Here is a 24,162-nt window from a genome sequence, read left to right on the forward strand (position 1 = left end):
TGGTTGATTGGGCTTCAGTGCAAAAGCTGGAAGCCTTGGAGTTTGTCAACCGGGACGGACGTCATCTGGCCGTCACCCCGAAAGGCTTCCCGTTGCTCGACGCCATCCTGCCGCAAATCGTTGCGATTGAGCCGACGCCCGACGCCTGATAGCATCCGCGCATGGCCGAAGCGCTGATCGCCGAATATCGTTCCTATCTTGCGGACAATCGCCGCCGGTCGGTGCACAGCGTGCGCGCCTATGTCGCGACGGCCGAACGGCTGTGCGCGTTCCTAACCGAACATATGGGCGAGCCAGCCAACCGCGCTACACTTGCCAAAGCGACCGCCGCGGATTTGCGCGCCTTCCTCGCCAACCGGCGCGGTGACGGGCTGACCAACCGCTCCACCGCGCGCGAACTTTCCGCCGTGCGCAATTTTTTGCGCTTCGCCTTGGGCGATGAAGCTGCGATCCCGGCGCTCAAAGGCCCGCGTGTTCAGCGCAGCCTGCCGCGCCCGGTCGATCCCGAAGCGGTGTTGGCGCTTGCAGGCGACGCTGCCGACAGTGCGACCGATGGCTGGATTGGCGCGCGCGATTGGGCGGTGCTGCTGTTGCTGTACGGCTGCGGGCTGCGCGTGAGCGAGGCGACCGGGTTGACCGGCGATGTGTTGCCAATGGGCCAGACATTGCGCGTCACTGGCAAGCGAAACAAGACGCGCATTGTTCCATTACTCGATAATGTGCGTGAGGCGATTGAGGGCTATCTAGAACTTTGTCCCTATCCGCCGGCCAAAGGAGAGCCACTGTTTCGCGGACGGCGCGGCGGGCCGCTATCCCCTGCCCTCATCCGCCGTGCGGTGCAGGGCGCGCGCAAGCGGCTCGGCTTGCCGGAAAAGACCACACCGCACGCACTGCGCCATAGCTTTGCAACGCACTTGCTGGCGGGCGGTGCGGATTTGCGCAGTCTGCAGGAACTCTTGGGCCATGCCAGCCTGTCTTCAACGCAGGTCTATACTGCGGTCGATACCGCTATGCTTCTGGACGAATATCTAAATTCGCATCCACGGGCTTGACTGTTTCGGGTCGGGGCTTCCAGCGCGCGAGCCGCCAGACATAGGTGACCACAATCGCCACAATCACCAGCGTCGAGAGCGGCCCGAGCCATTTTTCGACATCTTCGAATTGCGACCCAAGGAAATACCCAGCCCCAGCCAAGGCCGCGCTCCAGCCCGCGGTACCGATCGTCGAAAAGACAAGGAATCGGCGGTGCGACATGCCGAACAACCCAGCCGGGATCGAAATCAACGAACGCAGTGTAGGCAGCATTCGTGCGACAAGGACAATGGTCGAACCATATTTGCGGAACAGCGCCTCGCCGCGTTCCACCTCATGCCAGTCGAGCGTTAGCCAGCGGCTATGCTTGTCGAGAAAGCGATGCAGCCGCGCTTCGCCAAATTTGATCGCCAGCCAGAACCACAACCAGTTGCCAAGCATCGCGCCTGCCGTGCCTGCAGCAACCGTTCCGGTCAGCGTCATGTTCCCGCGTGCAGCGGATACCCCGGCCACTGTCATGATGACTTCAGACGGGATAGGCGGGAACACCGTTTCGAGCAGCATCAGAAATGCCACACCCCAGTAGCCGGTCGCATCGACCAGGTGGATGATCCAGTCTTCCATGGGAGATCAGCTCGCTTTGCGTTCCTTGAAGCGACGTTCGATCGCGACCCAGATTTTTCCAGGGGTGTCGGTGCCGTTGAACCGGTCGATCGCGACGATGCCGGTCGGTGAGGTCACGTTGATCTCGGTCAGCCATTCGCCGCCGATCACGTCGATACCAACGAAGATGAGGCCGAGTTCCTTCAGGCGCGGCCCCATCGCGGCGCAGATTTCCTGTTCGCGCGGGGTAAGCTCGGTGGCCTCCGCGCTGCCGCCGACCGCGAGGTTTGAACGGAATTCGCCTTCACCCGGGCGGCGGTTGATTGCGCCAGCAACCTCACCGTCGATCAATACGATACGCTTGTCGCCTTTCGCTACATCGGGAAGGAAAGGTTGCACCATATGCGGTTCGGGCCAGGTGGTGTTGAACACTTCGAACAGCGCACCCAAATTGTCGCCTTCGGCGGGCACGCGGAAAATCGCCTTGCCGCCATTGCCGTGGAGCGGCTTCACGACGACTGCGCCATGCTCCTTCTGGAAAGCGCGTACCTCGTCCGCCGAACGGGTGATCAGCGTCGGTGGCATGAATCGGCGATAATCGAGCACCATCACCTTTTCCGGAGCATTACGCACGCTGACAGGGTTGTTCACCACCAGCGTCTCATGCTCGATTCGCTCCAAAAGATGCGTCGCGGTGATATAGCCGACATGGAAAGGCGGGTCCTGCCGCATCAAAACGACATCCACATCCGAACCAAGATCGATCCTTTTGGGCTCGCCAAAGCGGTAATGCGCACCTGCCACGCGCTGCAGGTCATAGACCGGATGGGCAAAAGCGGTCAGCCGGTCATTGGCATCGAGGGTCAGCGTACCGACATCATAATGCCAGACATCATGCCCGCGCGACTGAGCGGCAAGCATCAGTGCAAAGCTGCTGTCGCCATTGATATTGATACCCGCCATCGGGTCCATTTGCACCGCAACGCGCAAGCCCATCTGCTGCCCTCTTCTTCTCTATCCGTGCCAGACGTTGACCAGATGGTGCGGCCAGCGCCAAGGTGCAACCAATATCACGTCGATGCGCATATTTTCAGCACCCTTGCCATAACGCGGAAGCAGTTGCTCGGCGGCAGCAGCGACGCGACGCAATCGCCAGCCGTCTATGGCGGTTGCCAGATCGGCGTGCTTCACCCTCGCCTTTACTTCGACAAAAGCGATCGTTTTTCCGCGCCGCGCGATCAGATCCACCTCACCGCGAGGTGTCTTGAGCCGTTGGCCGACAATGCGCCAGCCATGCATTCGAAGCCACCAAGCCGCGATGGTCTCGCCCCGCCGCCCGCGCATTTCGGCCAGTTCACGGCGGTTGGTCATGTGCTGGATTTGAGTGCCATGGCGCGTTCGTAAACCTCCGCCCGGTCCACGCCAAAGCGTTTGGCGATATCCTTGGCGGCCTTGGCGGGCGGCAGGTTTTCGAGTGCCGCCATGAGCGCAGCCTCATAATCGCCTTGCTCGGCTTGTACCTCCCCCGGCGGCCCGACAATCAGCACGATCTCACCCTTGGGCTCAGCCGCCGCATAGCGTTCAGCCAATTCAGGGAGTGTACCCGAGACCACTTCCTCGAACTTCTTGGTCAACTCGCGCGCGACCACCGCCTCGCGGGGGCCCAACTGTTCGGCCAGCGCCGCCAGCGTTGCCCCCAGCCGCGGGCCGCTTTCGTAAAACACCAAAGTAGATTTTACATTCCCGATTTCGGCAATCACATCCGCCCGCGCCTTGGCTTTCGAAGGCAGGAAACCCGCGAACAGAAAGCGGTCGGTCGGTAAGCCGGAAATCGACAGCGCGGTTACGACTGCACTCGCTCCGGGAGCAGTACTGACCGGAATTCCTGCTTCCCGCGCTGCACGCACCAGTTTGTATCCGGGGTCGGAAATCAGCGGAGTTCCGGCGTCTGAAACAAGCACGACAACGCCCTCACGCGCCGCCGCAAGCAATGCTTCGCGATCCGCCTCGCTGCTATGGTCGTGATAGGGCCGCATACGCTTTTTGAGACCCAGATGATGCAGCAATTTGCCTGTCACGCGGCTATCCTCGACCGCAATCAAATCGGCTGCGCGGAGCATTTCAACGGCTCGTTGTGACAAATCTGCCAGATTGCCGATCGGGGTGGCGACAATGTAGAGGCCGGAATCGATTGCCTTTGCCGGTTTTTCCGGCTCTGATGCAGAAAAATCATAAAGGTCGGAGGACATGGACATGACCATTGCAGCAAGCTTGGCTGCGCCGCAAGCGCAGTCGGAAACGATCTGGTCGACGGCCAAGCGCGCAACCGCGCTTTTCGCACTGATGTTCCTCGCTGCCTGTCAGTCTGTCATTCCGAAAGGCGGTCAAGCTCCGGATGGCCCGCCGCCGGTTGAATCCCCTGACCCCGGCAATGTCGTCCTTTCGGACGGTGATCGCCACCGTGTTGCCCTGTTGCTACCCGTCACGGGCGCAGATAGTGACGTCGGCCAGTCGATTGCCAATGCGACCACGCTGGCGCTGCTCGATACGCGCAACACCAATATCCGCATGACGACCTATGATACCGCATCGGGTGTCGATGCAGCGGCGAAAAGGGCGGTGGCTGACGGCAACAAATTGATCCTCGGCCCGCTGCGCAGCGACGATGTGGTCGCGGTGGCCAATGTCGCAAGGCCCGCAGGCGTGCCGATGATAAGCTTTTCGAACGACGTCGGCTCGGCGGGTCCGAATGTGTTCCTGCTTGGCCCTCTGCCCTCTCAGTCGATCGACAGGGGCGTCAAATATGCCCAGACGCAAGGATATACCCCCTTCGGTGGCATCGTACCCAAGTCGGTCTATGGCCAGCGCGCGCTATCGAACCTGACCAATTCGGTGCGTGCGGCCGGCGGTGCACTGGTTTCGGTGCAGGAAATTGATGGCTCGACCGTCTCGATTGATGCCGCAGTGCGCAAGCTGAATGCCGCTGGCATCATGGATGCTGTATTGATCGCCGACAATGGACGGGTTGCGATTGCAACGGTGCCTGCATTGCGCAAGGCTGGCCTGTCCAGTGCCAAGGTGCTCGGTACAGATCTTTGGAATATCGATGCAGGTGTTGCTGCTAATCCGATGCTGCGCGGTGCGTGGTTTGCCAGCGTATCGGACACGATGTTTCGCCAATATGCCGACAAATATCGCGCCCGCTTCGGTCGCGCGCCTTCGCGCCTGTCGAGCCTTGGCTATGACTCGGTGCTGTTGGTCGCTCGCGTTGCACAAAACTGGAAAGTGGGCACGCGCTTTCCGGTCGCTCGCCTGACCGATCCGGACGGCTTTATCGGCATCGATGGCGCCTTCCGCTTTGCGCCTAATGGCATGTCGGAGCGTATGCTTGAGGTGCAAGAGGTGCAGGCGGGCAAATTTGTCACCATCGATCCTGCCCCGCGCGGCTTTGCACCCGCTAAGTAGCGAAAAGGCACATGCCGATTGAACAGGCCCGCCGTTATATGGGGGCTGCGCTAGATCTGGCGCGGCAAGCTGCTGCGGCTGGCGAAGTGCCGGTGGGAGCCATCGTCGTCAAGGACGGCAAGATTGTCGGCCGCGGCGGCAACCGCCCCGTTGCCGACCACGACCCCACGGCGCATGCCGAAATCGTCGCGATGCGCGAAGCAGCCGCGGAACTTGGCACAGACCGTCTCATCGGCTGTGACCTCTGGGTGACACTCGAACCTTGCGCAATGTGCGCCGGGGCCATAGCCCATGCCCGTATCGCACGGCTCTATTACGGAGCCAGCGACCCGAAAGGCGGCGCTGTCGAGCAAGGCCCCCGGCTGTTCGAACAACCAACGGTGCATCACAGACCTGAAATATATGGCGGAATTTGTGAGGATGACGCCGCGGAGTTATTAAAGAATTTCTTTGCAGACAAACGATAAGCTCACGTGAATTTACTTGATGGGAATGAAGCTTCCTGCAAGTCTATCGGTCATGCTTTCAAAACTGTTCATCACGCTGTTCAGCACCACGCAATTTGCAACTGTCCCATCTCCGCCCGTAATTACGATATCTCCACCAACTTCTAATGTAGCACCAGCACGAAACATGCTGGTCCAATTTGTTGCCGAAAGTAGCAAATGCTCGGATGAAACGCTCGACACGGCAGCATTTCTCAAAAGTAACGTCGCCCTCATTCCCGTCCGCCCGAACGATCCACTGAACAATGTCGATATTGAATTTCGGATTGATGAAAATGGTCGGGCATTGGGCGTTACCAAGACAGGCACGGATAAGTTTGCAAGCTGGACCAGTGACATCGCACCTGCCGTTGCAGCAAGTCGTTTCACCCCCGGAAAATCCCGTTTTGGCTGCACAGTCAAATATGTTCCGCATATTTCCGAAATTGCCGATGCTCCGCTAAATACAGTTTTCGAATATTCTATCTTTCCAAATATGGGCAATCAGCGGCCAATATTCGATCGGCTCAAGCCTGATGGGGCAACATGTTTCAACAGCGCGCCTGCTGTCCTGACACGAGCCTACCCCGACTTCACAAAGATTCCCGCCACGCCTGGTCAAACCGACTGGTCAATGACCCAGTTCGATATCGATGCATCCGGCAAACCAGTAAATCTGCGCACTGTTGGAGGCACTGGCAGCAATGCGCTCGACAAGACATCTCGCGATGCAATCGCGCGCTCCGAATTTGCAAAAGAGCCGAAAACGGGTTGTCTTTACCCATATCGACGGGTGGCAGGAACGCTTGCTGCGCCGGAATTTCCAGAGGAAGATGCATTTCGCTCTGAAAATGCAAACTGCCCAAAGGATATTATCTGGGCGACGCATCATCCAGCGACCTACCCCGATAGATTCCGCAAACGATATATCGAAGGCTGGGCGATCATAGTCTTTGATGTCGCACCTTGGGGCAGCACCGGAAATGTCCGTATTGCCGCCGCTGAACCCGCTGCCGACTTCGGTGTGGCGGCAAAGCAAGTTGTCGAGCTTCGTAAAGTCAAGGATCCCGGCCAAGGCTTTACAGGCTGTGTCGAGCGGGTCGTTTTTAAAATGGGTAAGCCACAGCCGCCAAGCGAGGGCGAGGGAATCTAGAATTTCCGGCTGATGGCGGAGCCTTCACTGTCAGGCCAAATGCTCCCCGAAAAACGCCAACGTTCTTTGCCACGATAATTCTGCGGCTGCCTTATCGTAGCGCGGTGTCGTGTCATTGTGGAAGCCGTGCTGTGTGCCGGGGTAATAGTGCACCTCAAACGGTTTCTGGTTCGCCAGAAGTGCCGCCTGATAGGGCAAGGCACCTGCATTGATGCGCTCGTCATTCTCGGCATAGTGGATCAGCAGCGGGGCCTTGATCGAGGGCACTTCTGCTGCGGTCGGTTGGCGGCCATAATAGGGCACAGAAGCCGATAATTCAGGGCAGGCCACCGCAAGCGCGTTGCATATGCCGCCGCCATAGCAAAATCCGACCGCACCGACCTTGCCGGTCGATTTCGCATGCAGGCGGAGGAAATCGAATGAAGCGATAAAATCTTCGAACAGTTTCTTGGGATCGAGCTTGGCCTGCAATTCACGACCCTTGTCATCGCTTCCCGGATAGCCGCCAACCGAGGAGAGACCGTCAGGCGCAAAGGCCAGATACCCTGACTTTGCCAGTCGCCGCGCGACATCTTCAATGTAGGGGTTGAGCCCGCGATTTTCGTGAATGACCAACACTGCCGGTATCTTGCCCTTTGCCTTGGCAGGCATAGCCAGCAGTCCGGAAATTGCGCCATGGCCTTTAGCGCTCGATACAGACGGGCGCTCGGTCTTGATTGACGGATCGTCCGCCTTCACATGCTGCGCCAAAGCATAATCGGGGCGCAACTGGTCAAAAATCATCGCCCCCGTCACGCCCGCTGCTGCAAACTTCGCCGCACGTTCGATGAATTCGCGCTTGCTCAGCTTGCCATGAACATAGCCGTCAAAAATTTCGAGGATCGCCGGTTGGAAATCGGCGGCGGTTTTACGCTCCGACATCGTCAATGCACAAAGCGCGCGACGACGTCGCGATAGCTGCGGCTGACCTTCACCTGCGCGCCCGATTCAAGGATCAGGAAGCATTCGCCATTGGTGTGTGGTTTCACCTGCCGGACGAGATCGAGATTGACGATCTTCGAACGGTGCACGCGCTGGAAGGTGCGCGGATCGAGCCTTTTTTCGAGGTCCTTCATCGTCTCGCGCAGGATCAGCGAATTGTCGGCGGTGATGATGCACATATAGTCGCCTGCGGCCTCGATGCGTTCGATGGTATCGACATCGACGCGGAAGATCTGGCCGCGATCCTTCACATTGATCAGTTTTTCGAACCGTCCGCTCGACATCTCTTCGTCGGCAGGCGGCAGGTTTTCAGCCGCATCCGGCGCTACCTCGCTGATGACGTTGCGAAGGCGCTCCACCTCTTCCGAAGTCCGCTTGTCGGCCAGTCGGTTGCGAACGCGCTCCATGGTATCGGCAAGCCGGTCGGGCTCGACCGGTTTCATCAAATAGTCGATGGCCTGCGCTTCGAATGCCTTGATCGCATGCTCGCTATAGGCGGGGACGAAGACGAAGAGCGGCGGATCAAAGTCCATCACGCCCCGCACAACAGAAAAAACGTCAAATCCGGGCATCTGGATGTCGAGGAAGACCAGATCCGGTTTCAACGTCTTGATCTTGCGGATCGCCTCTCGCCCATTCAGGCATGTGGCGACAATTTCTACATCGTCAAAGGCTTCCAGACGCAGCTGGAGGCCCTGTGTCGCCAATTTCTCGTCATCGACGAGGATGGTGCGAATAGTCATGCGGTTACTGCTCCTTGAACACCGACGCCCGCTGTTACCGCCGGTGCTTCGATGGCTTTTGTTTCGCCCCCGCTGTTGTTGGTTTGATAGGGGAATTCTATCACAACCTCAAATCCTCCGCCGCTCCTTGTATAGCTGTCAAAACGCTGTTCATCGCCATAGGCCTGCAATAGTCGCTCGCGCGTGTTGGCCATGCCGACCCCTGTCGACAATTTGGGGTCGGGAAGGCTTGCCTGCAACCCCGGCCCTGAATCGGATACGATTATGCGAACACGATCGCCTACACGCCGGGCGTTGATCGAAATGTCGGCGCCATCCTCTTGCGGAGTGACGGCATATTTGATCGCGTTTTCGACGAGCGGTTGAAGCAGTAATGATGGCACCAGTGCATCTTTAACGGCATCATCAATATCAAACTCCGTACGCAACCGCTCTTCGAATCGCATCTTCTCAATATCGAGGTAAAGTTTCAGTGTTTCGACCTCACTTGCCAAGGTCACTTTCGCGGTCGTTTCATTGATCAATGTAAAGCGCAGGAAAGATGACAGTCGCGACAGCATCGCATTGGCCTGCTCGGTCTGTTTCAACAGCACGAGCGTCGAAATGCTGTTCAACGTGTTGAACAGGAAATGCGGGTTCAATTGATAGCGCAGCATCGTCAATTGCGCGCTTGTCGCCGCCGCTTCCAGCCGCAAAAGCTGGTCCGCCTGTTCCTCTGCGCGAACGAAATAGTTGATCGCATAATAGAGCGCTGACCAGGCGACAAGCAAAACGCCGTTGATGAAGATCGCACCGACCATCAACTGGGCAAACGGCGTTGCGTCCGCACCTTCACGGATCGTTTGCAAGACCCAGACGTCGATATAGGCATAAATCAGCGTTGCCAGGATCACGGAAACGCCGGTGACACCCCAGGTAAGAAGCGGTCGTCGGTCAATGACATTACGGAACACGACCGACAAGATTAGCGAAACCGAAAAACCGGTGACCGCTGAAATCAATACAGGCACCAGCGCGCTGAACGGCTGGCCATTGGCGATAGTGGACGCGCTGCGCACCAGCGCCGCCCCGCCCCAGCCCGCGCTATGCAGGTTCCAGAACGCCCGGTTCTTGTCCGAAAAGAAGGGCTGGTCACCCAGTTCGAGTACGGCCATCCCCATTGTCTAGCGCGATTTTCCTCGAGCATGAAGCCCTAGTTTCGCAAAAAGGGCGGCGTTTTCGACGAGTACCAAGGCCAAAGAAAAGGGCCGCCCCGTAAAGGACGGCCCAGTGTGGCATCTAGCCAGTTAGGGAGGAAAGCGTGCCCCAAATGATAGGCACGTACCCTGATTAGCGGATTATGGTTAAAGAAGGCTTAACGCCGGATTCAGCAGCTAGCCGAACGCCGCCCCTCAACCGAAAAGGAGAAAGGGGATCCATCATGGATACCCTGAGACTGGATTTGGATCAGGCGCGGCGATTCCTTGCGGATCGTGGTAAGCCCCTGCCCCGAACCCTTGCAGCTATAGCTGATCGTGACCGACGTCGGTGTCGAACGGACGACGAAATGGCTACACTGGGCATTTGCCCCGTGCTTAATCTGCGCCAGCATCCTTGGATCGCCCACGCAATATTGGCTAACACCGGCCGTCGATGTTCCACCGCCCACTGCGCGCAACTGCCACATCCCGCGTTCAAGCGATTGCAGCAAGTCGGGGGTCTCGGACTGCGCGGCAATGCCCATGGCAGCCGTTCCAACCGCTAGAAAAGCGGCAATGCCCAACTTCAATCTTGAAAATTTCATGCTTCTGCGTTCCGTCGTTTCACTTGCCCCAGCGACCCGACCCGATGTTCTAATTCGGCTATTACCGATTGATTGTAACCGTCGCCACGATAAACCGTGGCCTATGAACGATGAATGACACGAATTTGGTTAATCGTGACTGAACAGTTCGGTGCGTTTAGTTGTTGAGGCTGGCCAGACTGATCGGGAATTTGCGCGAGCAAAATTCGCAATTGACGACAATATCGCCTGCTTCATCTGCCATGTCGGCGCGGTCGCTGGCCGGAAAGCGCGCGATCACATCGCGGATATGATGCGGATCGCATCGGCAGCCTTTGGTCATCGGCTGCCCTTCGACGATCCGGACCTCCTGCTCCTCATGAAACAGCCGCCAGGCGATTTCTTCGAGCGGAAGCGCGGGATCGGCAAGCTCGTCAGGCTTGATCGTTTCTGAAAGGATACGGACATGTTCCCAATCGGGATGCTCGCCGCGCGCCTCGATACGCTCACGGCCTTCTTCGCCATCGGGCAGATGCTGCACCAATATGCCGCCAGCTACACAGCGACCGTCGACATGGTCGATCGCGATGCGGATAAATGTCGGGATTTGCTCGGACTGGTCGAAATATTGCATTGCCGCTTCGGAAAGATTGGCGCCCTCCAATGGCACGATGCCCTGATAGCGACCGCCGCCTTGCGCTTCCGGCAATGGACGATCGAATGTGACCGCCAGATAACCTTTGCCGAACAGCGCGAAAAGATTAGGATCCGATGGCACCTCGGCCAGCTTCGCCAGATCAAACTGCGCATAGCCGCGCACCGCGCCGTCGATATAATCGGTGACAAGTAAGGACAGCGGGCCATTCTCGGTCTGCGCCTGTATCGTCAGCTGACCTTCCCGTTCCTTGAGCGTCGTGCCGAGCAAAGCCGTCAGCACCAGACCTTCGGCGAGGATTTTCTCGACCGTTGGCGGATAGGCATGTGCCGAAAGCACGTCGTTGAGTACGGCATCGAGCCGCACCAGCCGTCCGCGCGCGTTGAGCGCGGGTATCGAAAAGCGCAAAGGCTGATCGCAGCGCGTTTCCGACTGGTCTGCCATCAGATCTTGTCGAAACACCACAGCAATATGGATTTCTGGGCGTGCAACCGATTTTCGGCCTCATCCCAGATCACCGATTGCGGGCCGTCGAGTACGTCGTCGGTCGCCTCTTCGCCACGGTGCGCTGGCAAGCAGTGCAGGAATTTGGCATCGGCCTTCGCTCCTGCCATCAACCGGTCATTGACCTGATAGGGCATCATCGCGGCAATCTTGTTATGTGCATGTTCTTGCCCCATCGATACCCAGGTATCGGTGACGACAACGTCGGCACCTGCAACCGCCTCGGCAGCATCGCGAGTGACGGTGATATTGGCCCCTTCAGCGCGCGCTGCCTCGATAAAGGCGGGATCGCTGTCATAGCCTTGTGGCACGCCGATGCGGACGTTGAACTTCATCAAGCCAGCAGCTTCGACAATCGAGTTGAGCACATTATTGCCATCGCCCAGCCAGGCGACTTCAAGCCCTGGCAATGCCTTGCCATGCTCAACCCGCGTCAGCAGGTCGGCGACGATCTGGCACGGGTGCGAAAGATCGGTCAGTCCATTGATCACCGGGACGCTCGAATAGGCGGCCAGTTCCTCGATCTTGGCATGATCATCGGTGCGGATCATGATGGCATCGACATAGCGCGAAAGCACACGCGCGGTATCGGCGATGGTCTCGCCTCGCCCCAACTGCATCTGGCCCGAGGCCATGAACATGCTGTCGCCGCCCAATTGCTTGATCGCCATTTCGAACGAAGCCCGGGTGCGGGTCGAATTCTTCTCGAAAATCATCCCCAGCGTGTGCCCGGCCAGCGGCGCATCGGCATCTGCCTTGCCCTTGGGCCAGCCAGCACGCGCCGCCTTGCGGTCAATGGCATCATTGATCATCGCCGCAATGGCATCGGCGCCCGCATCAGCGAGATTTAGGAAGTGCCGGGTCACGCCGCTTGCGGCATCTGATAGTCGCGCGCACCGGCCGACAGCCGTTCGATGCATTCGGCGATATGATCTTCATTGATCACCAGCGGCGGCAATACGCGAAACACATTCTCGCCCGCAGCAACGGTCAGCAAGCCATGATTGTCGCGCAGATGCGCCACGAAATCGCGGCTGACGGCGGGATCCTTCATCTTGATGCCGAGCATCAGGCCCTTACCGCGGATTTCCTCGAACAGGTCATCATGGTTGGGGATCAATTGCTCGAATGCGGCGCGCAGGCGATCGCCCATCGCGGTCACATGCTCAAGGAAACCGGGTTCGGTCATCACATCAAGGATCGCCTGCCCGGCTGCCATGGCGAGCGGATTGCCGCCATAGGTCGAGCCATGCGTGCCCGCGACCATGCCCTTGGCGGCTTCTTCGGTCGCAAGGCATGCGCCGAGCGGGAAGCCGCCGCCAATGCCCTTGGCCGAGGTCAATATGTCGGGCGTGATGCCATAATGTTCATAGGCCCACATCTTGCCGGTGCGGCCATAGCCGCACTGGATTTCGTCGAGGATGAGGAGCAGACCATGCTCGTCACACGCCTTGCGCAGACCCTGAATGAACTCGGGCGTACCGGCGGTCATCCCGCCTTCGCCCTGCACCGTTTCAACAAGGAAACCGGCAGTTTCATCGTCAATCAGCGCTAGCGCGCCTTCGAGATCGTTGAACTTCGCATAGGCAAAGCCGGGCAGCAGCGGTTCGAAACCGTCGCGCATCTTCGCCTGATCGGTCGCCGAAATCGCACCAAGCGAGCGGCCGTGGAAGGCGTTTTTGAAGGTGATCAGCTTGTGACGCTGGGGGTTGCCATTGGCGAAATGGTAACGGCGCGCGGTCTTGATCGCGCATTCGATCGCCTCGACGCCCGAATTGGTGAAGAACACGGTGTCGGCAAAGCTGTTGTCAACAATGCGCTGCGCCAGCGCCTCACCCTGCGGGCTGCCATAAAGGTTCGAAACATGCATCAGCGTCGCGGTCTGTTCGCAAATCGCCTTGGTGAGATGCGGATGGCCATGACCCAATGCGTTCACCGCAATACCTGCGGCAAAATCCAGCGCACGACGGCCATCCTCGCCAATCAGATAGCATCCCTCGCCTCGCACCGGCCGGAACCCGCAACGGGGATAGACGGGCATCAGGGGGGTGATCGACATGGCTGGGTCCTTTCCATTTGGCCAAAAGGCAAAAAGCGGCCCCGCGGGACCGCCATTGCTAAAATCCAGCTATAAGCCTGCCCAAATGGCGAATCAACCCCTTGGCTCCCCTCCCGCTTGCGGGAAGGGGATTCATCCCAGCAGCGTGTTGATGTTGATCTGATTGGTCAGTGTCCTGTGCACGGGGCATTTTTCGGCAATCTCGATCAGCTTCATACGCTGTTCGTCATCAAGAGGGCCTTCGAGGCGAACGACACGGTCAATCATGTCGACAGGCTTTCCGCCATTCTCACCCGCACGTTCCTCCTTGGAGTGCTCAAGCGTTACATGCACTTTCTCGAGTGGCCAGCCTTTGCGCGCCGCATACATCTCCAAGGTAATCGAAGTGCAGGCACCCAGTGCCGACAGCAATAGTTCATAGGGCATCGGGCCGTTGTCGATACCGCCGTCTTCAACCGGCTCGCCCGCTGCCCATTCATGCACGCGCGCCTTTATCAGTTGGGAGTATGTGCCGTCGGAGCTTTCAACCGTTGCGCAGGGGTTATCCTTCATTCTGCTTATCCTTTTCGCGTTTGGCTGCGTTGATACGGCGTTGGAGATAGCCGTAGAGCAACAGATGTGCGCCCACCAGAAGCAGTACCACAATGATGCCTGACTTTATCACGACCGTTCAGCCTCCTTCCCGCGGGTTACCTATGCTATCCCAGTTCCGCCCGCGCTGCTTCCCAATTCTTTCCATCAAAAGCCTGAATTCGCGCTTCCAGGCCATGATCTTGATCAAGGCAGCGAAAATTGATACTCCATGCTTCGGGGTGCGACCGCGGCTGGTAAAAGGACTTCACCCCGCATGTGCTGCAGAAAAGATGCTCGGCTGCGCCTGTTCCGAAACGGTAGGAGGTCAGCGCTTCACGCTCCGTCAGCAACTCAAAATCGCCGTGCGGAACGATCAGGTGCAGGAAGCCGGTGCGGCTGCACATTGAGCAGTTGCAATCGAGCAGCTCGACCTTGTTCGAAGCAAGACCGAGGCGAAACCGCACGGCGCCGCAATGGCAACCACCCTGAACCATGATATCCTTGCTCAAGCCGCTTTGTTCCTTTCAGCTTCGTTCGGGTCAAACATATTGGATCGGCTAACTTTAATCACTCAAAGAGACTTCGCGCCTAAAGCTTCCATTGTCAGGAGCCTTTTCCCATGAAGTTCATTACCCTCCAATCCCGTGGTGGCAATTATCTTGTCGTTGCCTCGAACATCGCATGGCTGCGCTCTGCGGAGAACGGCCAAACGCAGATCGGCATTGTCGGCGGCTCACCCTTGCTGGTCACGGGGACTATTGAAGAGACGGCAGCAACTATATTGGCCGAATCCAGCAAAACAGCCTGAACGGAATAATCCCGCCTGCTCTGCGGCTCAGGATGCCTCGGCAGGCGCAATCGCCTTGTTCAATGCCGCACTGGGTAAATTAAGCGCGCGCAGCATCGCCCAGATTTCTTCGCGGGCATTGTGCTGTGGCTTGCCCAGTTCGGGAATGGCCTCTAGGTCAAACAGCGTCAGTCCCATCGGGAACAGTTCACGATAGGTTACGCGCTCGCGCAGGCCGGGAACGATGCGGAATCCCGCCACAGGCGCGATCTTCTCGAGCGCGTCCAATACCTTGCGTTCATTCTTGGTGGCAAAGTTGCGCGACCGGTTTTGCATAACCACCCAGTCGAGCGCCTTGGGGCGGATCGCCATACCCGGCTCTTTCAGATGCTCTACCAGCCGCGCAAAATTGCCGAGCGTGCGGAGCTCGCCGGTGCGCGGATCGATGCGCCCCAGCATATCAAGATCGATGAAGCTGTCATTCACCGGCGTGATGATTGTATCGGCCATGAAGATCGCCTTGCGCGCAATCGGCGAGTCATGCCCGCCGACATCGATGATGATGAAATCATGGTGGATGCGCGCCATGCGCAGCTTTTCCTCGAGTTCATTCTCATTTTGCTGCGCGAGCATAATCTGCTCCGGCCCGGGCAACTTCACACCAAATTCGCGTTCGCTCTCCTGCCTTGCCCACAGCGCGTGGTGCAGCGTCAACTGGCGCAAATCAACGTCAAGCGCGGCTACGCTTTCCCCGGCATTGCACAGCGCGATGCACGTGTGAAAGGCGGAGGTCGATTTGCCTACCCCGCCCTTTTCATTGGCAAAGACGATGATGTGCCCGCGCTGCCCACCGACCGGATATTTCATCCATGAAGGTGTTTCCTGCACCTGTTGTGGGAATGCAGGCGCGCTATCAAATGACGGATAAGAGGGTGCCGGTGAAAGCGGCGCGGGTGGCCACTGGCTATCGTCAAACGGGCGTGGTGGCGGCAGTGCCTGCCGCTTTGGTTTTCGCCGGAATAGATGCGCAAAGAATCCCAACTGGCCAGACCTCCAATGCGAGCCTGATGGCGAAAAGCAGCAGGGCTTTCAACCCTGCCGCATCAAGCCGGCGGAGCCGCCGGTTTCAGCTTGAACCCCATATAGGCATTAGCCGCCACCGCCGCGCACAGATCGCGATAGGCCCCGACGCCGCCCGCATAAGGCATGAAGACACGCGGTTTGCCGGGGATGTTCGCGCCCAGATACCAGCTGTTGGCAAAGTTATAGACGGTGTAGTTCGACACTTCGTTGACATGTTCGACCCAGAATTCCTGCGCATGCGCGGTCGGCTCAATCTCAACCATCATATTGTCGCGCATGAATACGAACAGATCGGCGAGCCATTCGACATGCTGCTCGATCGAAACAACCATGTTGGACAGCACCGACGGGCTGCCCGGGCCGGTAATGGTGAACAGGTTGGGGAAACCGGAAACCATCAGGCCCAGATAGGTTTTGGGCCCTTCCGCCCAGCTATCAACCAGAGTACGGCCTTCGCGCCCCTTAATGTCCATGCGTGTCAGTGCGCCCGTCATCGCATCAAAGCCGATCGCGAAAATGATCGCATCGACCTCATATTCCTTTTCGCTGGTGGCGACGCCCTTTTCGGTAATCGTATTGAGCGGGGTTTCGTTAAGGTCGATCAGTTCGACATTGGGGCGGTTGAAATTCTGGTAATAGCCTGTGTCGACGCACAGCCGCTTGGCGCCAAAAGGATAGCTTTTCGGGGTCAATTTCTCCGCAACTTTGGGATCGCGAACGATCTCGCGGATTTTTTCGGCAGCAAATTCGGCGATAAGGGCGTTGGCATCAGGATTGGCCGACTGGTCAGCAAACGCCCCCAATATGGCAAAGCCACCTTCGGCCCAGCGCTCCTCATAGACCTTGCGCCGTTCATTGTCGCCGGTTTCCACGGCCTTTTGTTCATTGGGTACCGAAGACATGAACCCGCCCAGCGTCTGCCGCTGCGCCATGCGGTTTTCGGCACGGTTGGCGAGCCAGTTTTTGCGCACCTCCGGGTTGGCCGGGCCATTATGCGCCGGAACGCTGTAATTGGGCGTGCGTTGGAACACATAAAGCTGCCCCACTTGCCCGGCGATCTCGGTGATTGACTGGATCGAGGAGGAACCGGTGCCGATAACGGCAACGCGCTTTCCGGTAAGATCAACGCCTTCATGCGGCCAGCGCCCGGTGTGATAGGTCGGCCCCGTAAAACGCTCCTGCCCCGGGAAATTGGGCTCATTCGGCACCGAAAGGCAGCCCGTTGCCGAGACGCAGAAGCGCGCATGGACGCTGTCGCCTTTTTCGGTATCGACGCGCCATAGATGGTTTGCGGCATCATAATGCGCCGATTTCACGCGTGCATTGAACTGGATGTCGCGGCGCAGATCAAAACGATCGGCAACATGGTTCAGGTAACGCAGGATTTCCGGCTGGCTGGCATAACGCTCGGTCCAAACCCATTCCTCTTCAAGCTCGGGGCTAAAGGAGAAGCTATATTCCTGGCTCTCGATATCGACCCGCGCGCCGGGATAGCGATTCCAGTACCAGGTCCCGCCAACATCATGCCCGGCCTCAAATACCTTGGCCGAAAGCCCGACTTCGCGCAGTTTGTGCAGCATGTACATGCCAGCCATGCCGGCACCGATGATGATGACATCGTAATCGTACTTCATGTGCTTCCTCTCCCCATGATCCAGTCGCGCTGGTTACAGCGCGACAGAATCACCCGACAGGATACACAAAAAGGGCAGATGCCAAAGGGGTAGTTGCTACTCCACCGTCACCGACTTCGCCAAATTCCTCGGCTGATCGACATCGGTGCCCTTGGCGCAGGCCACATGATAGGCGAGCAACTGCACCGGCACGGCATAGACCAAAGGCGCAATAAGCGGATGGACGTGGGGCATTTCGATGGTGGCGAGGCAGCCTTCGCCGGCTTCGGCCAGCCCTTCGGCATCGGAGATCAGAACGATCTTGCCGCCGCGCGCGCGCACTTCCTGCATATTACTGACGGTCTTTTCAAACAGCGGGCCGCTCGGCGCGAGGACGATCACCGGCACCGCCTCATCAATCAGCGCAATAGGGCCGTGCTTCATCTCTCCCGAAGCGTAACCCTCGGCATGGATATAGCTGATTTCCTTCAGCTTTAGCGCGCCTTCAAGCGCGAGGGGATAATCGGGGCCACGGCCCAGATAGAGCACATCGCGCGCCGGGGCGATCAAGTGCGCCATTGCCGCAATATCCTCATCATGTGCCAGCGCGGCGTTCAATGCGGCGGGGGCCTCGATCAGGTGGCGGACGATTTCCCGTTCTTCTTCAGCCGATAGCTTGCCCTTCACCAGCGCGAGGTGCGCTGCGAGTGCGGCGAGCACCGCAAGCTGGCAAGTGAAGGCCTTGGTCGAGGCGACACCGATTTCCGGCCCGGCATGGGTGGGGAGTAGCAGGTCTGCCTCGCGCGCCATGCTCGACGTCGGCACGTTGACGACGACAGCAATGGTCTGGCCATTTTCCTTGCAATGCTTGAGCGCGGCGAGCGTATCCGCCGTCTCGCCCGACTGGCTGATGAACAGCGCGAGGCCACCTTCCTCCAACACCGGATCGCGATAGCGGAACTCCGATGCGACATCGATGTCGACCGGCACACGAGCAAATGTTTCGAACCAATATTTGGCGACCATGCCTGCGTAGAAACTGGTGCCGCAGGCGACAATCGTGATACGCTTCACACCAGCCAGATCGAAATCCATCTGCGGCAGCGCGACGGTCTGTTCGAGCGGGCGGATATAGGAAGAGAGCGTCTGCGCAACCACGGTGGGCTGCTCGAAAATCTCTTTCTGCATATAATGGCGGTAATTACCCTTTTCGATCGCCGCTGCCGACACACCGCTGGTGGTGATTTCGCGCTGGACCGGATTATTGTTCTTGTCAAAAATCTGCGCGCCTTCGCGGTAGACGATGACCCAATCACCTTCCTCCAGATAGGCGATCTTCTGCGTCAGCGGCGCGAGCGCCAGCGCGTCCGAACCCAGATAGGTTTCGCCATCGCCATAGCCGACGACCAGCGGACTGCCGAGCCTAGCGCCAATCAGGAAATCGGGATTTTCACGGAAAGCGATAGCGAGCGCAAAGGCCCCGCGCAGTTGTGGCAACACGGCTTTCACCGCCTCGGTCGGCGATTGGCCAGCTTCGATCTGTTCGCTGACCAGATGTGCAACGACCTCGGTATCGGTCTCGCTTTCAAAGATGCGGCCACGCGCCGTCAACGCATCGCGCAGCGGCTTGAAATTCTCGATAATGCCGTTGTGGACCAGCGCAACCTCACCCGTTGCATGCGGGTGCGCGTTGCTGGTGGTCGGTGCGCCATGCGTCGCCCAGCGTGTGTGTGCAATGCCGATATTGCCCGGCGCGGGGTTGCCGGCCAGTTCCTTGACCAGATTATTGAGCTTCCCCTCCGCACGGCGACGGATCAACTGGCCGTCAAGCACGGTGCAGACCCCGGCGCTGTCATAGCCCCGATATTCCATCCGCCGCAGCCCATCGACCAGACGGTCTGCCACAGCTTCTTTGCCGACGATGCCAATAATGCCGCACATGATATTTGCTTTCTATGGGGTAGTATAAGGGACACGGATTCCCGGCATTTTTGCTGGAAAATCCTTGGTGTTTCGGGTGATCAAGATCGCGCCATTCACTTGCGCCGTTGCCAATATATAGGCATCCATCAACTTCATTGGAGAACGGTAACGAATGTCAGCAGCCGCGCTGGCAATACGTGCGTCGATTTCGACAACCTCAAGAGAAGAGAGCGTTTGTTGAAGCGTATCGCGTTCTTCAAGCGGCACGCCGGCCAACAGCTCGGTCCAGACAACACGGCTGATCCGGTGCTTCCGATAGCGGGACAGTTCTGCGATAGCCTTTCGGCTATCGTTCAACCAGTCGATCAATATGTTGGTGTCAAAAAACGGATCGGACACAAATCAGATATCTTCGTAAGGTCTGCGGTCTTCGCGCATCGACCTTTGATATTCTACGGCATCCCCAATGTCGGTTTTGTGCTTCCACAATCCAGCCCCGCGCGCGATCCAATCCTGATTATCGGCATTATGGATAAGATACAGCTTCACCGCCTCCCGAATTGCCGCTGCGCGCGAGCTTTTCTTTTTGGACGCGACGGCATCGAGTTTCTCGATATCTTCGTCAGGAATGTCGGTCAAAATACGCATAATGATATATTGATATCATATCATGATATCATGTCAAGATCAGCTTGCGCAATTTGGAAAATGGCAGAGCAGGACCTGGGTCGGCATTAAACAGAATTGCGACCGTCCGTTGTGCCTTAAGTTCGGTCAACAGCATTGCGGAAAAGCCGCTGATAAAGCCGTAATGCATGATATTTGGGTGAGGATCCGACGCAGGTGAAACCAACAAACCGCACCCATATTGCACATCGCCATAATGCGCATCCTCAGGAGAGAAGCGGTTAGCGCCCGACAAACGGCCATCCCGCAACCGCCCAGGTGCAAGCATGATCTGCAGATGCGCCGGATCGAGCAGTCTTCCATTGAGAAGCGCGTGATGCCAGCGGCAAAGATCGCTCGCCGTTCCACGCAGTGCGCCTGCGCCGCCCGCCTCTTCAACCTTCATAAACGCGGCGGGGACGAAGGTTGGCGGCTGGTTTTCAGCATGCGAATATCCGACAACGCGGCGCGCCACGTCGTCATCAGCATGGTCCATCGCGATCGTTTTCAGGCCCAATGGGGAGAATATGAGCTCTCTGAAGGCGCGGTGCAATGCTTTACCCGAAACCTGTTCAATCAAGGCTCCTGCCATGATAAAATTGGCGTTGCTGTAAAACCAGGCCGTGCCGGGCAGAAAATCAACTGGATTGGACTGAGCGGTAATTTCCTTGGCCAAATCGATTTGGGTCCGATTTTTTGTTTCACTCTGTAACTCGGCAACTTCGCTCTCATCGCTATGGAGCCCCGCCGTCTGATGAATGAGTTCGATGACGCGGATCTCGGGTAGTACTGCCGTGAATGGAAGATATCGACTGATAGGGGCATTGAGCTCCAGCTTTCCCATTTGCGCCAGCTTGAGAATGGCCGCAGCTGTAAACTGCTTTGACAATGAAGCGATACGAAACACACTGGATGAATTCACGGCCTCACACGTCGCCAAATTGGCCTTGCCGCCGGATTGGTGATAGATGAACTTCCCTTGCTCCATGACCGCGAGCTGAAATCCGGGCGCAACCTGATTAGCCATCGCCTCCGCAAGCGTCTCGGTGATAGGCTTTGCGAAACGACTATCGCCAACTACACGGCCTAGAGCAGCGCTCCCAAAGCACAGCAGCGCTGCCGAACCTCCCGCTTGGGCTAGAATATGGCGACGACTGATACTCACTATTTCCCTTCTTTCTTCTTCCGCATCGCATCGTGAAAGCGATCAGCCCAGCCCGGTTTCACCAGTTGCTCGGCCCGCACCATCCGTAGTTCGCCGTCGGCTACATCGCGCGATACCGCACTTCCCGCGGCTACAATCGCGTCGCGGCCGATCTTCACCGGGGCAATCAGTGCGCTGTTTGAACCGATAAACGCCCCCTCGCCGATCTCGGTCTTATATTTGAAATAGCCGTCATAATTGCAGGTGATCGTGCCCGCGCCGATATTCGCCTTTGCACCGATTTCGGCATCGCCCAGATAGGTCAGGTGGTTCGCCTTGGCGCCCTTGCCCAAATGCGCTTTCTTGGTTTCGACGAAATTGCCGATCTTGGCCTTTTCCTCCAGCACCGTGCCGGGGCGCAGCCGCGCGAAGGGGCCGACTTCACAGCCCTCACCAATCACCGCACCCTCGATATGGCTGTTCGAGCGGATCTTCACATTATCCGCCACGCGCACACCAGGGCCGAAAAAGACATTGGGTTCAATCAGGACATCACGGCCAAGCTGCGTGTCATAGGAAAACCAGACCGTCTCCGGCGCGATCAGGCTGGCGCCATCGGCCATCGCCTGCACACGGCGGCGTTTTTGCCATTCGGCCTCCATCGCCGCCAATTCGCCGCGGCTGTTGATGCCGGTCACATCATAGGGATCGGTCCTGACGACATGGCAATGCCGCCCGTCCTGCACCGCGATATTGACGATATCGACCAGATAATATTCGCCCGCCGCATTGTTGTTGGTCACCCGCGCCAATAGCGCGAACAGGTCTTTCGACCGCACCGCCATCAGGCCCGAATTGCACAGCTTGGTCTGCCGCTGTTTTTCGGTCGCATCCTTATGCTCGACCATCCATTCGATGCGGTCGCCGGTCGCGACGATGCGGCCATATTGCAGCGTGTCTTCGGGCTCAAAACCGAGCACGACGACCTCCGGATTGTCATCGCTGTGCAACCGATCGATCATCGCCTGCATCGTCGATGTCGGCACAAAAGGCACGTCGCCATAGAGGACTAGTACATCGCCATCGAAATCCTTGAGCGCGCCCTCCGCCTGCTGCACGGCATGGCCGGTGCCCAATTGTGGTTCCTGCACCACCGTTTCCGCGCTATCGCCCAGCGCATCGCGAAGCTGATCCGCCTTGTCGCCGACGACCACCACTTTCTTCGCCGGCTCCAGCGCATCGACGCTGGCCATCAGGTGCATCAGCATCGGACGACCCGCTATCGGGTGCAGCACCTTGTGCAGGTCGGATTTCATGCGGGTTCCCTTGCCCGCGGCGAGGATGATTGCGGCGATGTTGCTCATAGGCGCTGGCTTTAGAAGCAAATGGTTGCAGTTTCCAGAATTTGCATACACATCTGCAACTTCAATTTACACCGAAGCCCTGAGCCTGTCGAAGGGCGTCTCGCCGGACGGATATGCGTCCTTCGACAAGCTCAGGACTACGGTTATTAAATGACCCGCCCATTCCCATTTGACATAGTCGGCTTTGATCTCGACGGCACGCTGCTCGATACCAGCATCGAACTGGCGGCCTCGCTCAACCACGCGCTGGAAAGCATCGGGCGGCCGCCCATTGCAACCGATGGCGTCAAGGCGCTGGTTGGCATGGGCACGCGCCACATGCTCACACTCGGGCTGCAGCAATCGGGTCAGGCGGAGGAGGAGACAATCCGCGCGCTACACCCAGTTCTGATCGATCATTACCGCGCGAACCTTGGCAGCAACTGCCCGCCTTTCCCCGGATTGGTCGATGCCATAGACCGGTTGCAGACGATGGATGTGAAACTCGCCGTCGTGACCAACAAGTTCGAAAGCCTCGCAGTCGAATTGCTCGGCAATGTCGGTCTGGCGGATCGCTTCGTCACCATCATTGGCGGCGACACGATGGGGAAAGGCAATGGCAAGCCGAAGCCCGATCCGATCCACGAAATGATCGCTCGCTGCGGCGGGGGCAGTGCTGCCTATATCGGCGATTCCATCCACGACGTGCACGCATCACGCGCGGCTGGCATTCCCAGCATCGCGGTTGCCTTCGGCTTCCTCAGCCAGCCCGCAGAGGAATTGGGCGCCGACGCGGTAATCAACCATTATGGCGAGCTGTTGGAGACGCTTCAGTCGCTGGCGTGACCTTTTCGCCATTTCGTCCACAAATGCTGCGCCAGCATCATTGGCGGCATGCGCAGCCAATGCGAGCGGATGTAGAAAATCAGCCGGATGAACTTGCGCGTCGGGCGACCCCAGCCGTCGCGGGCGGTTAATCGCGCAACATACCATTTATCCTGCCGGTGCCAGCCGGCCCAATCCTTCGGGATTTCGGTTCCATACAGCTGGTACGCCAATCGCACCGCCCGTTCGACCGGCTCGGAGAGCTGGTGGCGCGCCGCACGCTCGCGCAGTTGCGCCCAGAATTCAGGGCTGGAGAATTCGCTCAAAAGGCAATGGATGTCCCAGAGATTTCTGAGCCCCCCCGCCAAATCGCCATCGGCAAAGAGGTGAGCGGCGCTGTGGCAAATCATATCGGCGTTTGAGAGCACGTAAAGCCCGGAGCCAATCTGTCGTGCTTCCGTCAACATCGCCCTCGCATCTGGCCGCCGACTTGCCGTCAACGGCAACACCGTATGGTGCACATCGATCATCCGGTCGCGTTCCTTGTGGATCAGCGGCGGCAGTTCGTGCATGTGGTCGCGGTAATAGGCATCGTCATAGGGGTCAGGCTTCACCCACTCCCAACCAGCGGCGAGCAAGGCCTGCTCGACCTCCGGCAAATCCTGCCGCGCCACCAAAATATCGAGGTCTCCTATCGACCGGCCCTCACCCGCGACCAACCCAGCCGCGACATAGGCGGTGCCTTTCAGGAGCACGATCTTAC

General features: G+C 58.2%; 28 protein-coding genes. 6 read left to right on the forward strand and 22 right to left on the reverse strand.

All coding sequences use genetic code 11. The annotated features are described in order from the left end of the window. The first annotated feature begins 161 nt into the window (after positions 1-161). The gene (locus Q0239_RS02815) at positions 162-1,052 is read left to right on the forward strand and encodes a tyrosine recombinase XerC (RefSeq protein ID WP_298598065.1); all 891 of its coding nucleotides are present in this window, start codon (positions 162-164) and stop codon (positions 1,050-1,052) included. On the opposite strand, the gene Q0239_RS02820 is transcribed toward Q0239_RS02815, so the two are convergent. Genes Q0239_RS02820 through rsmI form a run of 4 tightly spaced genes read right to left on the reverse strand, consistent with a single transcriptional unit; the run spans position 1,009 to position 3,884 of the window. Beyond that, entirely contained in the window at positions 1,009-1,656 is a 648-nt protein-coding gene (locus Q0239_RS02820; protein ID WP_298598068.1) for a DedA family protein, read from the reverse strand. The genes Q0239_RS02815 and Q0239_RS02820 overlap by 44 nt on opposite strands. 6 nt (positions 1,657-1,662) lie before the next feature. Beyond that, a complete protein-coding gene (gshB, locus tag Q0239_RS02825) occupies positions 1,663-2,631 on the reverse strand; it encodes a glutathione synthase (RefSeq protein ID WP_298598071.1) in 969 nt (322 codons plus the stop codon). An 18-nt stretch (positions 2,632-2,649) separates the two neighbouring features. After that, a complete protein-coding gene (locus Q0239_RS02830; RefSeq protein ID WP_298598073.1) occupies positions 2,650-3,006 on the reverse strand; it encodes a YraN family protein in 357 nt (118 codons plus the stop codon). Further along, positions 3,003-3,884: a 16S rRNA (cytidine(1402)-2'-O)-methyltransferase gene (gene rsmI, locus Q0239_RS02835; protein WP_298598136.1), complete on the reverse strand. Its 882-nt coding sequence runs from the start codon at positions 3,882-3,884 to the stop codon at positions 3,003-3,005. Before rsmI ends, Q0239_RS02830 begins: the two co-directional genes overlap by 4 nt. Before the next feature lie 4 nt (positions 3,885-3,888). On the opposite strand from rsmI, the gene Q0239_RS02840 reads away from it, so the two are divergent. From Q0239_RS02840 to Q0239_RS02850, 3 genes are read left to right on the forward strand one after another with little or no spacing between them, the layout of a single operon-like run. Further along, entirely contained in the window at positions 3,889-5,100 is a 1,212-nt protein-coding gene (locus tag Q0239_RS02840; protein WP_298598075.1) for a penicillin-binding protein activator, read from the forward strand. Positions 5,101-5,111: 11 nt separating this feature from the next. Next, a complete protein-coding gene (gene tadA / locus Q0239_RS02845; protein ID WP_298598078.1) occupies positions 5,112-5,567 on the forward strand; it encodes a tRNA adenosine(34) deaminase TadA in 456 nt (151 codons plus the stop codon). A gap of 19 nt (positions 5,568-5,586) precedes the next feature. Further along, positions 5,587-6,738 carry an energy transducer TonB gene (locus Q0239_RS02850; protein WP_298598080.1) on the forward strand — a complete coding sequence of 384 codons (1,152 nt, stop codon included), beginning with the start codon at positions 5,587-5,589 and terminating at the stop codon, positions 6,736-6,738. Positions 6,739-6,768: 30 nt separating this feature from the next. Here Q0239_RS02850 and yghX read toward each other — a convergent pair whose 3' ends face one another. The 10 genes from yghX to Q0239_RS02900 all read right to left on the reverse strand — a co-directional run bounded on the left by yghX (position 6,769) and on the right by Q0239_RS02900 (position 14,524). Further along, positions 6,769-7,659 (reverse strand): YghX family hydrolase, encoded by an 891-nt coding sequence (yghX, locus tag Q0239_RS02855; RefSeq protein ID WP_298598082.1) that lies wholly within the window; start codon positions 7,657-7,659, stop codon positions 6,769-6,771. 2 nt (positions 7,660-7,661) lie between these two features. Next, the gene (locus Q0239_RS02860; protein ID WP_298598084.1) at positions 7,662-8,462 is read right to left on the reverse strand and encodes a LytTR family DNA-binding domain-containing protein; all 801 of its coding nucleotides are present in this window, start codon (positions 8,460-8,462) and stop codon (positions 7,662-7,664) included. After that, entirely contained in the window at positions 8,459-9,616 is a 1,158-nt protein-coding gene (locus Q0239_RS02865; protein WP_298598139.1) for a sensor histidine kinase, read from the reverse strand. The genes Q0239_RS02860 and Q0239_RS02865 overlap by 4 nt, the downstream gene beginning before the upstream one ends. Before the next feature lie 212 nt (positions 9,617-9,828). After that, positions 9,829-10,245: a hypothetical protein gene (locus Q0239_RS02870; RefSeq protein ID WP_298598086.1), complete on the reverse strand. Its 417-nt coding sequence runs from the start codon at positions 10,243-10,245 to the stop codon at positions 9,829-9,831. A 157-nt stretch (positions 10,246-10,402) separates the two neighbouring features. Then, a complete protein-coding gene (locus Q0239_RS02875) occupies positions 10,403-11,323 on the reverse strand; it encodes an Hsp33 family molecular chaperone HslO (RefSeq protein WP_298598088.1) in 921 nt (306 codons plus the stop codon). Beyond that, positions 11,323-12,249 carry an ornithine carbamoyltransferase gene (gene argF / locus Q0239_RS02880; RefSeq protein WP_298598090.1) on the reverse strand — a complete coding sequence of 309 codons (927 nt, stop codon included), beginning with the start codon at positions 12,247-12,249 and terminating at the stop codon, positions 11,323-11,325. The genes Q0239_RS02875 and argF overlap by 1 nt, the downstream gene beginning before the upstream one ends. Further along, positions 12,246-13,442 (reverse strand): aspartate aminotransferase family protein, encoded by a 1,197-nt coding sequence (locus Q0239_RS02885; RefSeq protein WP_115549133.1) that lies wholly within the window; start codon positions 13,440-13,442, stop codon positions 12,246-12,248. The genes argF and Q0239_RS02885 overlap by 4 nt, the downstream gene beginning before the upstream one ends. A 132-nt stretch (positions 13,443-13,574) precedes the next feature. Continuing rightward, positions 13,575-13,994 carry an OsmC family protein gene (locus Q0239_RS02890; RefSeq protein WP_298598100.1) on the reverse strand — a complete coding sequence of 140 codons (420 nt, stop codon included), beginning with the start codon at positions 13,992-13,994 and terminating at the stop codon, positions 13,575-13,577. Beyond that, a complete protein-coding gene (locus Q0239_RS02895; protein ID WP_298598103.1) occupies positions 13,984-14,106 on the reverse strand; it encodes a hypothetical protein in 123 nt (40 codons plus the stop codon). Before Q0239_RS02895 ends, Q0239_RS02890 begins: the two co-directional genes overlap by 11 nt. A 34-nt stretch (positions 14,107-14,140) precedes the next feature. Beyond that, positions 14,141-14,524: a GFA family protein gene (locus Q0239_RS02900; RefSeq protein WP_298598106.1), complete on the reverse strand. Its 384-nt coding sequence runs from the start codon at positions 14,522-14,524 to the stop codon at positions 14,141-14,143. 110 nt (positions 14,525-14,634) lie between these two features. Here Q0239_RS02900 and Q0239_RS02905 point away from each other — a divergent pair, with 110 nt between their 5' ends. Further along, positions 14,635-14,823 (forward strand): hypothetical protein, encoded by a 189-nt coding sequence (locus tag Q0239_RS02905; RefSeq protein ID WP_298598109.1) that lies wholly within the window; start codon positions 14,635-14,637, stop codon positions 14,821-14,823. Positions 14,824-14,850: 27 nt separating this feature from the next. Here the strand turns inward: Q0239_RS02905 and Q0239_RS02910 are convergent, their stop codons facing one another. The 7 genes from Q0239_RS02910 to glmU all read right to left on the reverse strand — a co-directional run bounded on the left by Q0239_RS02910 (position 14,851) and on the right by glmU (position 22,595). Next, positions 14,851-15,669, reverse strand: a complete 819-nt coding sequence (locus tag Q0239_RS02910; protein WP_298598112.1) for a division plane positioning ATPase MipZ — start codon at positions 15,667-15,669, stop codon at positions 14,851-14,853. A 236-nt stretch (positions 15,670-15,905) separates the two neighbouring features. After that, entirely contained in the window at positions 15,906-17,519 is a 1,614-nt protein-coding gene (locus Q0239_RS02915) for an NAD(P)/FAD-dependent oxidoreductase (RefSeq protein WP_298598115.1), read from the reverse strand. Between the two features lie 96 nt (positions 17,520-17,615). Continuing rightward, the gene (glmS, locus tag Q0239_RS02920; protein ID WP_298598118.1) at positions 17,616-19,439 is read right to left on the reverse strand and encodes a glutamine--fructose-6-phosphate transaminase (isomerizing); all 1,824 of its coding nucleotides are present in this window, start codon (positions 19,437-19,439) and stop codon (positions 17,616-17,618) included. Between the two features lie 12 nt (positions 19,440-19,451). Beyond that, the gene (locus tag Q0239_RS02925) at positions 19,452-19,820 is read right to left on the reverse strand and encodes a type II toxin-antitoxin system VapC family toxin (protein WP_298598119.1); all 369 of its coding nucleotides are present in this window, start codon (positions 19,818-19,820) and stop codon (positions 19,452-19,454) included. 3 nt (positions 19,821-19,823) lie between these two features. After that, positions 19,824-20,069: a ribbon-helix-helix domain-containing protein gene (locus Q0239_RS02930; RefSeq protein WP_298598122.1), complete on the reverse strand. Its 246-nt coding sequence runs from the start codon at positions 20,067-20,069 to the stop codon at positions 19,824-19,826. Between the two features lie 28 nt (positions 20,070-20,097). After that, positions 20,098-21,252 carry a serine hydrolase gene (locus tag Q0239_RS02935; protein WP_298598124.1) on the reverse strand — a complete coding sequence of 385 codons (1,155 nt, stop codon included), beginning with the start codon at positions 21,250-21,252 and terminating at the stop codon, positions 20,098-20,100. Continuing rightward, positions 21,252-22,595, reverse strand: a complete 1,344-nt coding sequence (gene glmU / locus Q0239_RS02940; protein ID WP_298598127.1) for a bifunctional UDP-N-acetylglucosamine diphosphorylase/glucosamine-1-phosphate N-acetyltransferase GlmU — start codon at positions 22,593-22,595, stop codon at positions 21,252-21,254. Before glmU ends, Q0239_RS02935 begins: the two co-directional genes overlap by 1 nt. Before the next feature lie 150 nt (positions 22,596-22,745). Here glmU and Q0239_RS02945 point away from each other — a divergent pair, with 150 nt between their 5' ends. Next, positions 22,746-23,420, forward strand: coding sequence for an HAD family hydrolase (locus Q0239_RS02945; RefSeq protein ID WP_298598130.1), 675 nt, complete (start codon positions 22,746-22,748; stop codon positions 23,418-23,420). Here Q0239_RS02945 and Q0239_RS02950 read toward each other — a convergent pair. Continuing rightward, on the reverse strand, positions 23,405-24,162 hold a 758-nt coding region (locus Q0239_RS02950), incomplete at its 5' end, for a nucleotidyltransferase family protein (protein ID WP_298598133.1). The genes Q0239_RS02945 and Q0239_RS02950 overlap by 16 nt on opposite strands.

This window comes from uncultured Sphingorhabdus sp. (assembly GCF_937872355.1).
GTDB lineage: Bacteria > Pseudomonadota > Alphaproteobacteria > Sphingomonadales > Sphingomonadaceae > Sphingorhabdus_B.

Coding starts and splice junctions, on each gene's coding strand:
- Q0239_RS02815 (WP_298598065.1), top strand. CDS start 162: ATGGCCGAAGCGCTGATCGCCGAATATCGTTCCTATCTTGCGGACAAT.
- Q0239_RS02820 (WP_298598068.1), bottom strand. CDS start 1,656: ATGGAAGACTGGATCATCCACCTGGTCGATGCGACCGGCTACTGGGGT.
- gshB (WP_298598071.1), bottom strand. CDS start 2,631: ATGGGCTTGCGCGTTGCGGTGCAAATGGACCCGATGGCGGGTATCAAT.
- Q0239_RS02830 (WP_298598073.1), bottom strand. CDS start 3,006: ATGACCAACCGCCGTGAACTGGCCGAAATGCGCGGGCGGCGGGGCGAG.
- rsmI (WP_298598136.1), bottom strand. CDS start 3,884: ATGTCCTCCGACCTTTATGATTTTTCTGCATCAGAGCCGGAAAAACCG.
- Q0239_RS02840 (WP_298598075.1), top strand. CDS start 3,889: ATGACCATTGCAGCAAGCTTGGCTGCGCCGCAAGCGCAGTCGGAAACG.
- tadA (WP_298598078.1), top strand. CDS start 5,112: ATGCCGATTGAACAGGCCCGCCGTTATATGGGGGCTGCGCTAGATCTG.
- Q0239_RS02850 (WP_298598080.1), top strand. CDS start 5,587: ATGGGAATGAAGCTTCCTGCAAGTCTATCGGTCATGCTTTCAAAACTG.
- yghX (WP_298598082.1), bottom strand. CDS start 7,659: ATGTCGGAGCGTAAAACCGCCGCCGATTTCCAACCGGCGATCCTCGAA.
- Q0239_RS02860 (WP_298598084.1), bottom strand. CDS start 8,462: ATGACTATTCGCACCATCCTCGTCGATGACGAGAAATTGGCGACACAG.
- Q0239_RS02865 (WP_298598139.1), bottom strand. CDS start 9,616: ATGGCCGTACTCGAACTGGGTGACCAGCCCTTCTTTTCGGACAAGAAC.
- Q0239_RS02870 (WP_298598086.1), bottom strand. CDS start 10,245: ATGAAATTTTCAAGATTGAAGTTGGGCATTGCCGCTTTTCTAGCGGTT.
- Q0239_RS02875 (WP_298598088.1), bottom strand. CDS start 11,323: ATGGCAGACCAGTCGGAAACGCGCTGCGATCAGCCTTTGCGCTTTTCG.
- Q0239_RS02885 (WP_115549133.1), bottom strand. CDS start 13,442: ATGTCGATCACCCCCCTGATGCCCGTCTATCCCCGTTGCGGGTTCCGG.
- Q0239_RS02890 (WP_298598100.1), bottom strand. CDS start 13,994: ATGAAGGATAACCCCTGCGCAACGGTTGAAAGCTCCGACGGCACATAC.
- Q0239_RS02905 (WP_298598109.1), top strand. CDS start 14,635: ATGAAGTTCATTACCCTCCAATCCCGTGGTGGCAATTATCTTGTCGTT.
- Q0239_RS02910 (WP_298598112.1), bottom strand. CDS start 15,669: ATGAAATATCCGGTCGGTGGGCAGCGCGGGCACATCATCGTCTTTGCC.
- Q0239_RS02915 (WP_298598115.1), bottom strand. CDS start 17,519: ATGAAGTACGATTACGATGTCATCATCATCGGTGCCGGCATGGCTGGC.
- glmS (WP_298598118.1), bottom strand. CDS start 19,439: ATGTGCGGCATTATTGGCATCGTCGGCAAAGAAGCTGTGGCAGACCGT.
- Q0239_RS02930 (WP_298598122.1), bottom strand. CDS start 20,069: ATGCGTATTTTGACCGACATTCCTGACGAAGATATCGAGAAACTCGAT.
- glmU (WP_298598127.1), bottom strand. CDS start 22,595: ATGAGCAACATCGCCGCAATCATCCTCGCCGCGGGCAAGGGAACCCGC.
- Q0239_RS02945 (WP_298598130.1), top strand. CDS start 22,746: ATGACCCGCCCATTCCCATTTGACATAGTCGGCTTTGATCTCGACGGC.